The sequence below is a fragment of the Streptomyces sp. NPDC002156 genome, assembly GCF_053593675.1.
The window spans coordinates 1-11,678 of sequence record NZ_JBSFDA010000242.1 but is presented as its reverse complement, the minus strand read 5'-3'; the positions used below and the strand labels follow the sequence as shown (position 1 = coordinate 11,678).

The 11,678-nt window shown below is 71.4% G+C and carries 15 protein-coding genes; 4 read left to right on the top strand and 11 right to left on the bottom strand.

Annotated features, from left to right (window positions below):
• The 4 genes from ACWCRB_RS46085 to rimP all read right to left on the bottom strand — a co-directional run.
• Nucleotides 1-214 (bottom strand): translation initiation factor IF-2 N-terminal domain-containing protein (locus ACWCRB_RS46085; RefSeq protein WP_451001789.1); only part of this gene is annotated, 214 nt, incomplete at its 3' end.
• Nucleotides 215-363: 149 nt separating this feature from the next.
• Nucleotides 364-642, bottom strand: a complete 279-nt coding sequence (locus ACWCRB_RS46080) for a YlxR family protein (protein ID WP_451001788.1) — start codon at nucleotides 640-642, stop codon at nucleotides 364-366.
• A gap of 97 nt (nucleotides 643-739) precedes the next feature.
• Nucleotides 740-1,753 carry a transcription termination factor NusA gene (nusA, locus tag ACWCRB_RS46075; RefSeq protein ID WP_235474478.1) on the bottom strand — a complete coding sequence of 338 codons (1,014 nt, stop codon included), beginning with the start codon at nucleotides 1,751-1,753 and terminating at the stop codon, nucleotides 740-742.
• 2 nt (nucleotides 1,754-1,755) lie between these two features.
• A complete protein-coding gene (gene rimP, locus ACWCRB_RS46070) occupies nucleotides 1,756-2,286 on the bottom strand; it encodes a ribosome maturation factor RimP (RefSeq protein WP_451001787.1) in 531 nt (176 codons plus the stop codon).
• Between the two features lie 226 nt (nucleotides 2,287-2,512).
• On the opposite strand from rimP, the gene ACWCRB_RS46065 reads away from it, so the two are divergent.
• From ACWCRB_RS46065 to ACWCRB_RS46055, 3 genes are read left to right on the top strand one after another with little or no spacing between them, the layout of a single operon-like run.
• On the top strand, nucleotides 2,513-3,037 hold the full coding sequence (locus tag ACWCRB_RS46065; RefSeq protein WP_451001786.1) for a hypothetical protein: 525 nt from the start codon (nucleotides 2,513-2,515) through the stop codon (nucleotides 3,035-3,037).
• Nucleotides 3,034-3,519 carry a ferritin-like domain-containing protein gene (locus tag ACWCRB_RS46060; RefSeq protein WP_451001785.1) on the top strand — a complete coding sequence of 162 codons (486 nt, stop codon included), beginning with the start codon at nucleotides 3,034-3,036 and terminating at the stop codon, nucleotides 3,517-3,519. The genes ACWCRB_RS46065 and ACWCRB_RS46060 overlap by 4 nt, the downstream gene beginning before the upstream one ends.
• Nucleotides 3,520-3,574: 55 nt before the next feature.
• The gene (locus tag ACWCRB_RS46055; RefSeq protein ID WP_451001784.1) at nucleotides 3,575-4,492 is read left to right on the top strand and encodes an aminoglycoside phosphotransferase family protein; all 918 of its coding nucleotides are present in this window, start codon (nucleotides 3,575-3,577) and stop codon (nucleotides 4,490-4,492) included.
• A 55-nt stretch (nucleotides 4,493-4,547) separates the two neighbouring features.
• Here the strand turns inward: ACWCRB_RS46055 and ACWCRB_RS46050 are convergent, their stop codons facing one another.
• Genes ACWCRB_RS46050 through ACWCRB_RS46035 form a run of 4 tightly spaced genes read right to left on the bottom strand, consistent with a single transcriptional unit; the run spans nucleotide 4,548 to nucleotide 7,555 of the window.
• A complete protein-coding gene (locus tag ACWCRB_RS46050) occupies nucleotides 4,548-4,766 on the bottom strand; it encodes a ferredoxin (protein WP_451001783.1) in 219 nt (72 codons plus the stop codon).
• Between the two features lies 1 nt (nucleotide 4,767).
• Complete coding sequence (locus ACWCRB_RS46045) at nucleotides 4,768-5,988, bottom strand: NADH-ubiquinone oxidoreductase-F iron-sulfur binding region domain-containing protein (protein WP_451001782.1); 1,221 nt, start codon at nucleotides 5,986-5,988, stop codon at nucleotides 4,768-4,770.
• A complete protein-coding gene (locus tag ACWCRB_RS46040) occupies nucleotides 5,988-6,578 on the bottom strand; it encodes a ferric reductase-like transmembrane domain-containing protein (protein ID WP_451001781.1) in 591 nt (196 codons plus the stop codon). Before ACWCRB_RS46040 ends, ACWCRB_RS46045 begins: the two co-directional genes overlap by 1 nt.
• Entirely contained in the window at nucleotides 6,575-7,555 is a 981-nt protein-coding gene (locus ACWCRB_RS46035; protein WP_451001780.1) for an FAD:protein FMN transferase, read from the bottom strand. The genes ACWCRB_RS46040 and ACWCRB_RS46035 overlap by 4 nt, the downstream gene beginning before the upstream one ends.
• Before the next feature lie 15 nt (nucleotides 7,556-7,570).
• On the opposite strand from ACWCRB_RS46035, the gene ACWCRB_RS46030 reads away from it, so the two are divergent.
• Nucleotides 7,571-7,996 (top strand): hypothetical protein, encoded by a 426-nt coding sequence (locus ACWCRB_RS46030; RefSeq protein WP_451001779.1) that lies wholly within the window; start codon nucleotides 7,571-7,573, stop codon nucleotides 7,994-7,996.
• A gap of 124 nt (nucleotides 7,997-8,120) precedes the next feature.
• Here ACWCRB_RS46030 and ACWCRB_RS46025 read toward each other — a convergent pair whose 3' ends face one another.
• The 3 genes from ACWCRB_RS46025 to ACWCRB_RS46015 all read right to left on the bottom strand — a co-directional run bounded on the left by ACWCRB_RS46025 (nucleotide 8,121) and on the right by ACWCRB_RS46015 (nucleotide 11,421).
• Complete coding sequence (locus ACWCRB_RS46025; RefSeq protein WP_451001778.1) at nucleotides 8,121-9,821, bottom strand: proline--tRNA ligase; 1,701 nt, start codon at nucleotides 9,819-9,821, stop codon at nucleotides 8,121-8,123.
• Nucleotides 9,822-9,902: 81 nt separating this feature from the next.
• Complete coding sequence (locus tag ACWCRB_RS46020) at nucleotides 9,903-10,478, bottom strand: GNAT family N-acetyltransferase (protein WP_369035537.1); 576 nt, start codon at nucleotides 10,476-10,478, stop codon at nucleotides 9,903-9,905.
• 88 nt (nucleotides 10,479-10,566) lie between these two features.
• Nucleotides 10,567-11,421, bottom strand: coding sequence for a GNAT family N-acetyltransferase (locus ACWCRB_RS46015; RefSeq protein WP_451001777.1), 855 nt, complete (start codon nucleotides 11,419-11,421; stop codon nucleotides 10,567-10,569).
• Between the last annotated feature and the right edge of the window lie 257 nt (nucleotides 11,422-11,678).

Below are 11,678 nucleotides of genomic sequence, written 5' to 3'. Positions count from 1 at the left end.
CAGCAGGGCCGGGCTTGGGAGCCGCCTTGCGGGGGGCGCCGGGCTTGGCGCTGCTCCCGCCCTGGAAGGCGTCTGTCAACTTGCGTACTACGGGCGCCTCGATCGTCGAGGATGCCGATCGGACGAATTCACCGAGTTCCTGGAGCTTGGCCATGACGGCCTTGCTCTCAACCCCGAACTCCTTGGCGAGTTCGTATACCCGGACCTTAGCCACTTCGCTCCTTTTAGGTCCGGGTTGCGGCCGGACCGTCGCTACTTCATGGGCGTACTCATCGCGTGCTCATCGAGTGCTCATCGCAATCTCGACCTACTTCCAACTCGCGGGGGGTACCAGAGCCGCACGGGGGTTCCGTGCGACGCGTCTTACGGTGTTGCCTGCTCGACGTAACGGCGCAACGCCGTCGTGTCGAGCGCTCCCGGGGCACGCAGTGCCCGTGGGAACGCCCGGCGGCGAACCGCCAGGTCGAGACAGACCAGGGCGGGGTGCACATACGCACCCCGGCCGGGCAGCGTACCGCGATGATCGGGGGCGCATTCACCCTCGATCGCCACGATGCGCAGCAGATCCTTCTTGGCCGCTCGCTCCCGACACCCCACACAGGTGCGTTCAGGGCATACGCGGGCTCGCGTCCGGCCAGACACTCCTAAGTCTACCTCCCCGTACGGACCTCACTCATTCGAGATAAGGATCGAACGGTTGTTGTCGTGATCTCAGCCACCTGCGGCTTGGATCTATTCCCTACTGGCCCCGGGGCTGGTCGGCGGGCCGCTCGGACGGCTGCTCGGTGTCCGGGCGGATGTCGATGCGCCAGCCGGTCAGCCGGGCGGCGAGGCGGGCGTTCTGGCCCTCCTTGCCGATCGCCAGCGACAGCTGGTAGTCGGGGACCGTCACGCGCGCGGAGCGGGCCGCGAGGTCGACGACCTCGACCTTGGTGACCCTGGCCGGGGACAGCGCGTTCGCCACCATGTCGGCCGGGTCGTCCGACCAGTCGACGATGTCGATCTTCTCGCCGTTCAGCTCGGCCATGACATTGCGCACCCGGCCGCCCATGGGGCCGATGCAGGCACCCTTGGCGTTCAGGCCGCTGCGCGTCGACCGGACGGCGATCTTCGTGCGGTGGCCGGCCTCGCGCGCGATGGCCGAGATCTCCACGGAACCGTCGGCGATCTCGGGCACCTCCAGCGCGAAGAGCTTCTTCACCAGGTTGGGGTGCGTGCGCGAGAGGGTGACGGACGGACCGCGCACGCCCTTCGCCACTCGTACGACGTACGACCGCAGCCGCAGCCCGTGCGTGTAGGTCTCACCGGGGACCTGCTCCTGCACCGGCAGGATGGCCTCCAGCTTGCCGATGTCCACGAGCACGTTCTTCGGGTCGCGGCCCTGCTGGACGACACCGGTGACGATGTCGCCCTCGCGGCCCGCGTACTCGCCGAGCGTCGCGTCGTCCTCGGCGTCACGCAGGCGCTGCAGGATGACCTGCTTGGCGGTGGTGGCGGCGATCCGGCCGAAGTCCGACGGGGTGTCGTCGAACTCGCGTGCCTCCTGCCCCTCCTCCAGCTCCTGGGGGTCCTCCTTCGCCCACACGGTCACATGACCGGTGTCCCGGTCGAGCTTCACGCGCGCGTGGCGGCGGCTTCCCTCGGTGCGGTGGTAGGCGATGAGGAGGGCCGACTCGATCGCCTCGACCAGCAGGTCGAAGGAGATCTCCTTCTCCCGCACCAAGCCCCGCAGGGCACTCATGTCGATGTCCACGGCTACGCCTCCTCTTCTTCCGTCATGTCCTGCTCGTCGCTCTTGTCGTTCTTGTCCTTGCGGTTGAACTCGACCTGGACGCGGGCCTTGTCGATGTCGCCGAAGGCGAGCCGACGGGCGGTGGCCTTGCGGCCCTTCACGCCCGGCACTTCGAGGTCCATGCCCTCGTCGTCCACGGTCAGGATCCGGGCGACCACTTCGCCGCCGCCCTCGGTGAGCTGGAACCGCACCAGCCGCTCGACGGCGCGTACGTAGTGCCGGTGCTCGGTGAGTTCGCGCTCGGCACCGGGGGTGCCGACCTCCAGGGTGTACTCCCCCGCGCCCATCGCGTCCGTCTCGTCGAGCTTCGCCGAGAGCGCGCGGCTCACATCGGCGATCGCGTCCAGATCGGCGCCGTCGTCGGAATCGACGACGACCCGCAGCACTCTCTTGCGCCCGACGGACTCCACTGCGATCTCTTCGAGATCGAGACCCTGCGAGCTGACGAGCGGCTCCAGGAGCTCTCGAAGCCTCTCGCTCTGGGTGGTGCTCATCCGGGTGACTCCTCGGCCGCGTGTGCTGTTGTGGGTAGGTCGCGTGTCAGGTCAAAGGGTATCCGGTCCCGGGGGGTGTTGCCGTCCACCGGAACGCCGCCGGCGGCCCGGCTGCGCCGGTGGCGGGTGCCGGGCCGGGGCGCGGGTACGGTGATCACGGGCGTGCTGCCCTTCTCGTTGTTTTCCGTGGTCTCCCGTTCGTACGAGCCCTCCGAGGACGTCTGCCGTGCCGTTCCCCCCGCCCTCGCGCCCCCCGCTGGGAGTCCCCGCGGGTCCGCGCAGAAGGACCCTGCTCGCCTCGGCCGCGGGCGCCGCCCTCCTGGTGGGCTGCACCTCCGAGTCCGACACGACGGCCACGAGTTCCGGCAGCCCGTCGGTCGCCGAGCGCACGCGCGCGCGTGCGGCGAGCGACAGCACCGGGCTCGTACGGCAGTACGACACAGCGATCGCCGCGTTCCCGGCGCTGGCGGAGCGGCTGTCGGAGCTGCGGGCGGAGGCCGTACGGCACGCGGAGGCCTTCGGAGGCGCAGAGCCGACGCCTGCACCTACGTCGGCATCCGCATCGCCGTCCGCTTCGGCGCCGCCGACCGAGCAGGACGCCCTCGCCGGGCTCGCCGCCGCCGAGCGGACCCTCGTGGACCGGCGTACGAAGGCGCTCCTCGAAGTGCCGGGCGAGCTGGCGCGGCTGCTGGCCTCGGTGGCCGCGGCCGGGGCCGCGCATGTGTATCTGCTGACGGAGGGCGCGAAGTGAGCAAGTCGGGGAAGGCCGAGAAGGACACCGGTGAGCTGACCGCGCTCCAGGCCGCCCTGGGCGCCGAACACGCGGCGGTGTACGGGTACGGGGTCGTCGGCGGGCTGATCGGCGAGGCCCGCCGGAGCGAGGCGCGGGCCGCGTACGACGCCCATCGGGCCCGGCGTGACGAGCTGGCGCGCGCGGTGCGGGCCCTCGGGGGCACGCCGGTGGCGGCGGCCGCCGGGTACGCGCTGCCGTTCCCGGTGACCGACTCGGACGCCGCCGTCCGGCTCGCGGCCGAGCTGGAGGAGCGGGTCGCCGGGGTGTACTCCGACCTGGTCCGGGCAGCCGAGGGCGAGCGGCGCCGGACGGGGGCCGAGGGGCTGCGGGAGGCCGCGGTGCGCGCGGTGCGGTGGCGGGGCGGGAGCGTACCCTTCCCTGGGCTCGCCGAGCGGGCGAGCAGTGTGTCGGCGTCGGCGACGGCGACACCCACGGGGTAGCCCGTACGGCATCCCGCGTATCGCGTCCCGAGTACCGGAAGGAAACGACTCGCGCATGGCATTCGCACCGCCGCCCCGTCTGGTGAGGGCGCTCGGCGAGACGGCACCGGACGGTGACGACTGGCTGGCGCGGGTGCCTGCGGCGGCTCAACAGGCCGTGGATCTACGCGTGTTGACCGTGGAGCGGGTACAGGTTCCGGGTGGCCGGAGCAGCCTGGTGGTGCTGGTGCGGCGGGCGGACGGTACGCCCGCCGTCCTGAAGCTCGCGCCGCGTCGGGCCCGGCCGGAGAGTGAGCGGGCCGCGCTGGCGCACTGGGGTGGGGTGGGTGCGGTGCAGCTGCTGGAGCCGGTCACCGACTCCGGCGACTCCGCCGAGGAGGGTGTGCTGTTGCTGGAGCGGTTGCATCCGGATGTGTCGGTGCGGTCGCTGCCCGAGGCGAAGGCGCTGCTGGAGGCCGCGGGGACGTTGCGGCGGCTGTGGGTCGAGCCGCCTGCCGGGGCCGACGTCGTCTTCGAGACGGTGGCCTCGCGGACCGGACGGCAGGCGGAGGCGATGGCGGCTAGCGCCAGTGCGGAGGTGGCGCCGCTGGTGGCGGCGGCGCTTGCCGCTCGGGAGGAGTTGGTGGTCGCGCCGCCCGAGGTTCGGTTGCTGCACGGGACGTTTCGGCAGAGCAAGGTGTTGGCCGGTGAGCGGACGCCGTGGTTGGCGGTGGGGCCGGATCCGGTGGTCGGGGAGTGTGCGTTCGATCTGGCTCGGTTGGTTCGGGATCGGGTGGAGGATCTGATCGCTTCGTCTTCGGGGGCGGCGATTACTCGGCGGCGGGTGAAGCGGCTTGCTGAGTCTTTGGATGTGGATCAGGAGCGGTTGCGGGGGTGGACGTTGTTTCGGGCTGTGGAGTCTGGGGTTCGGGCGCTGCGCGTTGGGCGGCCTAGGGATGCTGAGTTGTTGCTGGAGTTTGCTGGGTGGCTTTGAGGGTTCGTTGTCGGCTGCGGGCCGGTGGGGGCTTGTCGCGCAGTTCCCCGCGCCCCTAGGTATGTTTCCCCACCCTCAGCTTCAGAGCTAGGACGGGGCAGTCGGCTGCTGCTCTGCGGGCTCGTTTGGCTGTGCTGGTGGGGACGGGAGCGCCTGCGACCAGCGGATAGCCCCACTCGTCCAAGGTGATGTGTTCCGGGAGGAGTTCGGCGCAGAGGCCGTGGGCCTGGCATGCCGTCCAGTCGATGTCGATCGTCGTTGTCTCGTGGGTCATGTCAGGTCCGGTCGTTGGGGACTGGCAGCAGGGGGGTTTGGGTCGTTGCCGTGCAGAAGCCCCTTGCGTGGGCGTCGAGTTCGGTGGCGAAGGTCGTCAGGGCCGAGCGGACCAGGCGGATCGTGCCGTCGGGGTGGTGGCAGGCGCCTCGGCCCTCGACCAGGCCGGACCAGCGGGCGACGTCCGTGCGGGTCGCGCCCTGGGGGCCGGGGGCGGCCAGGGTCTGGAAGGCGGCGGCTATTCGGGGCAGGCCGTTGAGGCAGGGGCCGCACTGGCCGGCCGACTGCAGGGCCAAGTACCGCAGGACGCGGGCCGTTTCGGCGAGGCCGCAGTGGTCCGCGGGGAGGGCGGCGAGCACGCCCGCACCCAAGTAGGCGGTGGTCAGGGGGAGTTGGGCCGCCTCGGACGCCGGGAGCCAGGTGCCGTGGTAGCCGCCGATCAGGACCGCTCCGGTGGGGCCCAGTGGCAGCAGCCTGCCTATCTGCATCCCGAACGGGGCTTCCACGACCCGTACTTCACGGCCGGGCACATGCACCGTGCACAGCGCGCTGCCGGGTTCCGAGGGGGTGCCCGCGGCGCGGAACCAGTCGGCGCCGTAGCGGGCGATCAGCGCGAGGTGGGCCAGGGTCTCGACGTTCTGGACGAGGGTCGGGGCCCTGTGTACTCCGCGCTCCCGCACCGGCGGGCGCTGGTGCTGCGGAAGGGCGGCGCCGCCGGAGACGTACGAGGTGAGGGCGGAGGACTGGCCCGACAGGAACCGTTTGGGGACGCGGACCACCTTGACGGACAGGGGGTCGCGGCGGCGCTCGGCCAGGGCCGCCTCCAGGTAGCTGCCGCCCGCCTCCACCGCGAGGTACGCCTCTTCGGCGCCGATCGCCTCGGCCGCCAACTGGAGTCCGTCCAGGACGAGATGGGGCGAGAGCTGGAGGAGTGTCTTGTCCTTGCGGCTCGCGGGCTCGCCCTCGGCGCCGTTGGCGACGACCACCGGGGCTCGGCCGGTGCGGCGGCCCGCGTCGGCCACGGAGACGAGTTTGCGGTACGTGGCGAAGGCGGCTCCGCCTCGGCCGGTGAGGCCCGACTGGCCGACGGTTTCCAGGAGTTGGGCCGGATTGCCGTACGAGACGGGGCCGTACCGCTGCTCGTGCGTGCCGAAGTCGGCCGGGGCGCCGCCGGGGGCCAGCAGGCGGGGCGGCATGAAGACGTCCGTGTAGGTGATGGTCATCAGCGGACCCCTTCGAGCGTGCGTTCCGGTGTGTGGAGCAGGGCGGTCGGGGTGCGGCGGGCGGCACGTACCGCGTGGGCCGTGCGGATGCCGAAGGCGGCGAGTACGGCGGCCACGCAGGACACGGTCAGCCAGGTCATCCAGTCGGCGCCGGTGTCCGTGCCGATGCCGATTCCGTGGACGAGGGCGATCGGCCAGGAGGCGTACGCGAGCCAGTGCACGGCACGCCACGTGCGGTGGCCCAGGCGGGCGCGCAGCAGGCTGGTGATCAGCACCGCGAGCATCAGGTCGAGGGCGACCGTGCCGAGGCCCAGCCAGAGGGGCTGGTAGTCGGAGACGAAGGGGACGACCGCGTCGAGGAGCGTGATGTCGACGTAGCCGTCGATCACGGCTGCGGCTATGTGGAGCGTGAGGAAGGCGGTGGCGGAGAGGGAGAGAGTGCGGTGGAGGGAGACCGTGCCGAATCTCGGCAGGCCGGGGAGTCTGGCTCGCAGCCGAACCGCGATGCCGAGCAGGACGACGACCGTGAAGAGGACCAGGCACACGGCGCCTGTGGCGCGGTTTGCGTACCAGAGGGTTTCGGAGGTCATGGCGTTGCCTCCGGAGGTGTGGTGGCGCGGGTGGTGGTCGAGACGGGCCAGCCCGGCGTCGTCACGACCGTTCCGTCCGTCGTCACCAGCCGCGCCGGGAGGCGCAGGCCCGTCAGCCAGCGTTCCGCGCCCCTCCCCTTCACCAGGGCCGCCGTGCTCGCCGCGTTGGCGTCGGCGCAGTTCGCCGCCGCGACGGAGACCGTGCGCCAGGGGGTGTGGACGGGGAGGCCCGTGTCCGGGTTGATGATGTGGTGGAGGGTGTGCTCGCCCCGGCGCCAGTGGCGGGCGGCCGTGCCGGACGTGGCGAGGCCGCCGCTGTGCAGGCCGATCGTGGCGTACGGACCCTGGGCGGGCGCTTCGTCCACCGGGCCGGTGATGTCCTGGACGCGGATGCGCCAGCCGCCCGTCGGGGGCTCACCGGCGACCGCCGTGTCGCCGCCGAGGCTCACCAGGACTCCGCAGCCGGCGGCCTCGGCCAGCGTTCGTGCGGCCCGGTCGGCGGCCCATGCCTTCGCGGTGGCGCCCAGGTCGAGGCGGATGCCGGACGGGACGGTGACCGTGCCGGTCGCCCGGTCCAGGTGGATCCGGCGCCAGCCGGGAACGCGTCGCACGGTGAGCCGTACCGGGCGGTCGTCCTCCTGGACGAGGGTGAAGTCGCGGTCGTAGCCGAGGGCGTCCAGCGCCGAGCCGACCGTCGGGTCGACGGCACCGTCGGTCGCCTCGGCCGCGCGCAGGGCCACCGCCAGGGCCTCGGCGAGCAGCGGGCTGACCCGGGTCGGACGTCCGTCGGTGTCGTCCAGGGCGGAGAGTTCGGAGTCGGCGCGGAAGCGGCTGCAGGTGGCGTCGACCTCGGCCAGTTGGCGGGCCAGGAGCAGGTTGCAGGAGTCCAGCAGGGCCGGGTCGGTGGTGACGAGCCGGACGCTGGTACCGAGGGCGCGCCAGTCGGCGGCGGCCGTGGGGCGGACGGCGGTGGTCATCACGACGCCCCCGAGGTGGAGTCGGCGGAGCCGCTGGAGTCGGAGGAGGTGACGTCGTCGGAGGAGGACTGGAGGTCGCTGGACGACGAGGAGTCCGAGGTATCCGAGGAGGAGCTGTCCGACGCGGACGAGTCCGTCGACGAGGACGACGTGTCCGTACTGCTGTCCGTACTGCTGTCGGTACTCGTACTGGTGTCCGTGCTGCTGCTCGAACTCGACGAAGAACTGGATGAGCTGGACGAACTGGATGTCGAGTCCGAGGTGCTGCTCGCGGCCGTCGTCGCGTCCGACTCCATCGTGCCGACGAGGGCGAACACCCCGGCCGCCGCGGCCAGTGAGACCGCCGCTGCCACGGCCGCCGTACGCCGTACCCCTCTGCGTACCGCCGCGGCGGCTCTCCGCTCCCGCTCCCTGCCCGTCATGGTCGTTCCCCTCCCGTAGGACGTGACTCTGTGTCACGCCCTACGTTCGGGGACCAGCCTGAGAGAAGTCTGTGAGGCGTCCATACGCCTCCCGAGAACTTTCTGAGAGGTGGCTTTAAAGCGCGGCGGGCATCAGGCGGTCGTCATGCGGTCAGGCGGGCGATCGCTTCGTCGACCGTCAGTTCCTCGCGCTCGCCCGTGCGGCGGTCCTTCAGTTCCAGGACGCCCTCGGCCGAACGGCGGCCCGCGACCAGGATCTTGGGTACGCCGATCAGTTCGGCGTCCGTGAACTTGACGCCCGGGGAGACGCCGGCGCGGTCGTCGACCAGGACGCGGGCGCCGGCCGCGGCCAGCTTGTCGGAGACGTCGAGGGCAAGTTCGGTCTGGAGGGCCTTGCCCGCGGCGACGACGTGGACGTCGGCCGGGGCGATCTCCTTGGGCCAGCACAGGCCCTGCTCGTCGGCGTGCTGCTCGGCGAGGGCGGCGACGGCGCGGGAGACGCCGATGCCGTACGAGCCCATGGTCACGCGGACCGGCTTGCCCTGCTGGCCGAGGACGTCGAGGCTGAGGGCGTCGGCGTACTTGCGGCCGAGCTGGAAGATGTGGCCGATCTCGATGGCGCGGTCCAGCTTGAGGCCGGTGCCGCAGGCAGGGCAGGGGTCGCCTTCCTGGACGACCACGGAGTCGATGTACTCGTCGACCTCGAAGTCACGGCCGGCGACGACGTTCCTGGCGTGCAGGCCGTCCTTGTTGGCGCCGGTGATCCAGGCGGTGCCGGGGGCGATGCGCGGGTCGGCGAAGTAGCGGACCTTCTCCAGGCCCTGCGGGCCGACGTAGCCGCGTACGAGGTCGTCGCGGCCGGTGAAGTCCTCGGCGGTGACGAGTTCGACGGCGGCGGGTGCGAAGTGCGCCTCGACCTTGCCCAGGTCGACCTCACGGTCACCGGGGACGCCGATCGCGACGATCTCGCCGTCGACCTTGATGAGGAGGTTCTTGAGGGTGGCGGAGGCGGGGACCTCAAGGTACGCGGCGAGCGTCTCGATGGTCGGGGTCTCGGGGGTCGGGATCTCTTCGAGGGCGGGGACGGCCGAGCCGTCGACCGGCTGGAGCGCGTACGTGATCGCCTCGGTGTTGGCGGCGTAGTCGCAGTTGGGGCAGTCGGCGAAGGTGTCCTCGCCGGCGGCGGCCGGGGCGAGGAACTCCTCGGACTTGGAGCCGCCCATGGCGCCCGCGGTGGCGGCGCAGATGCGGTAGTCGAGGCCGAGACGCGCGAAGATCTTCTGGTAGGCCTCGCGGTGGAGGGCGTACGACTTGGCCAGGCCCTCGTCCTCCGTGTCGAAGGAGTACGAGTCCTTCATCAGGAACTCGCGGCCGCGCAGGATGCCGGCGCGCGGGCGGGCCTCGTCGCGGTACTTGTTCTGGATCTGGTAGAGGATCACGGGCAGGTCCTTGTAGGACGTGCACTGGTCCTTGACCAGGAGGGTGAAGATCTCCTCGTGGGTCGGACCGAGGAGGTAGTCGCCGCCCTTGCGGTCGTTGAGGCGGAACAGCTCGGGGCCGTACTCCTCCCAGCGGCCGGTCGCCTCGTACGGCTCCTTCGGCAGCAGGGCGGGGAGCGTGACCTCCTGGGCGCCGATGGCGTCCATCTCCTCGCGGACGACCCGCTCCACATTGGCCAGAACCTTCTTGCCGAGCGGCAGCCAGGACCACAGACCGGCGGCGGTACGGCGTACATAACCGGCCCTGACCAGCAGCTTGTGGCTGAGCACCTCGGCGTCGGCGGGGTCGTCACGCAGTGTCTTGACCATCAAACGGGACATGCGCTGGACCTGGGCCTGGGCCATGATTCTCGACTCCTGCTGCGTAAGGGTGATGGCAGGAGGTTAGCCGGGGGGTGCGGGGCGGTGGAAATCGGCCGTAGGGGCCTAGCGCCTGCGGAGCGGAAGGGGGGCGCCCATCACCGCGTACGGCTTCGGGGCGCTGGGGAAGAGGACCTGGCGGGCCAGGTCCTCGTAGCCGAGGGAGTGGTAGAGGCCGCGGGCCGGGCTGTCGGTGTCGATCGCGGAGAGGATCGAGCGGGGTTCGGCGGCGCTGTCGGTGATGGTGGTGATCAGGGCGCGGCCGACGCCGGCGTTCTGGAAGCTCGGGTGGACGTGCAGTTCGGTGATCACGAAGGAGTCGTCGAGCCAGCCGTCGTGGCCCTGTCTGCGCAGATACGGCTCGACAACGGTGGACCACCAGTGCGTACGGTCGTTCGGCATGCCGTAGACGAACCCCGCGAGCCGTCCGTCGGGGGTGGTCGCGCCGAGTGCGCGGGCCCCGGGATAGGTCAGGTGCCGCAACACGATCTGCCTGCGTACGGCGACCTCGTCGGCGCCGAGTCCGAACGCCACGGCCTGGACGGCGAGCGCCTCGTCGACCCGGGCGGCGAGGTCGAGGGGGCCGACGACCACGTCGTGGGGGCGGGGGTGATGGCGGCCATGACCGGGGAAACGCGGCATGTCGGGAGACTACAGGGGGTGCGGAGTGCCCTTGGCGGGTGCGGGCCGGATGTGGCTGGGGGTCGTGGTCCCGGTCGCTCGGGGCGTTTCAGAACAGGACGCTCATGAACGCGCCGACTTCCTGGAAGCCCACCCTCAGGTACGTCCTGCGGGCAGGGGTGTTGAAGTCGTTCACGTACAGGCTGACCACCGGGGCCACGTCCGCGAGGGCGTAGCGCAGTACGGCTGCCATGCCGGGGGCGGCGAGGCCCTGACCCCGGTATTCGGGGGCCACCCAGACGCCCTGGATCTGGCAGGCCTGTGAGGTCGCGGCGCCGATCTCGGCCTTGAAGGCGACCCTGCCGTGCTCGTCGAGGCGGGCGAAGGAGCGGCCGGAGCCGACCAGTTCGGCGACCCTGGCCTGGTAGAGGAGGCCGCCGTCACCTGCGAGTGGCGAGATTCCGACCTCCTCGGTGAACATCGCCACGCACGCCGGCATGATCGTCTCCATCTCGTCCTTGCGGATGCGGCGGACGTACGGATCCGGGGCGATGAGGGCGGGGTCGGGCAGGCGGTCGGTGACCATGAGGGGCTGGTGGCGGCGGACCTCCCGGGCGGGGCCCCAGCTCGGTTCGAGCAGCCGCCACAGCTGGGTGGTGGCCTCGGCGGGGCCGACGATGGAGGAGCAGCGGCGGCCCGCTCGCCTGGCCCGGTCGGCGAAGGCGCGTACGGCGCGGGGGGTGGCGCAGATCGGGACGAGGTTGGCGCCGGCGTAGCAGAGGCTGGTGAGCATGCCGTCCTCGTACCAGCCCCACATCTCGCCGCCGAGGCGCCAGGGGTCGAGGCCCGCGATCTGGACACGGGAGGTCACGAAGGCGTTCGCGACCGGCTCGCGGCCGAGGACAGCGAGTGCGGCGTCCAGGTCGCCCGGTTCGAGCACCCGGGAGGTGGTCTGCGTCAACACGTGCGGGCCTCACCATGCGGTCTGCTGATCTCCGCACTGTACCTGCGGAAGCTGAGCGGCGCCGCCCTGTATCCGGTGCCGTTGCCTTGTCGGAACCGTCGGTTTTGGTGACCGCCCCTGGGCGGCTGCGCCCCCAGACCCCCGCTGTCGGCCTGAACGGCCTCGTCCTCAAACGCCGGACGGGCTGGGTGGCTCACCCTGCCCTGCGTTCAATAGGGAACCCAGGCCAAACACCCCCCCCAGAACTCCACGTTTGC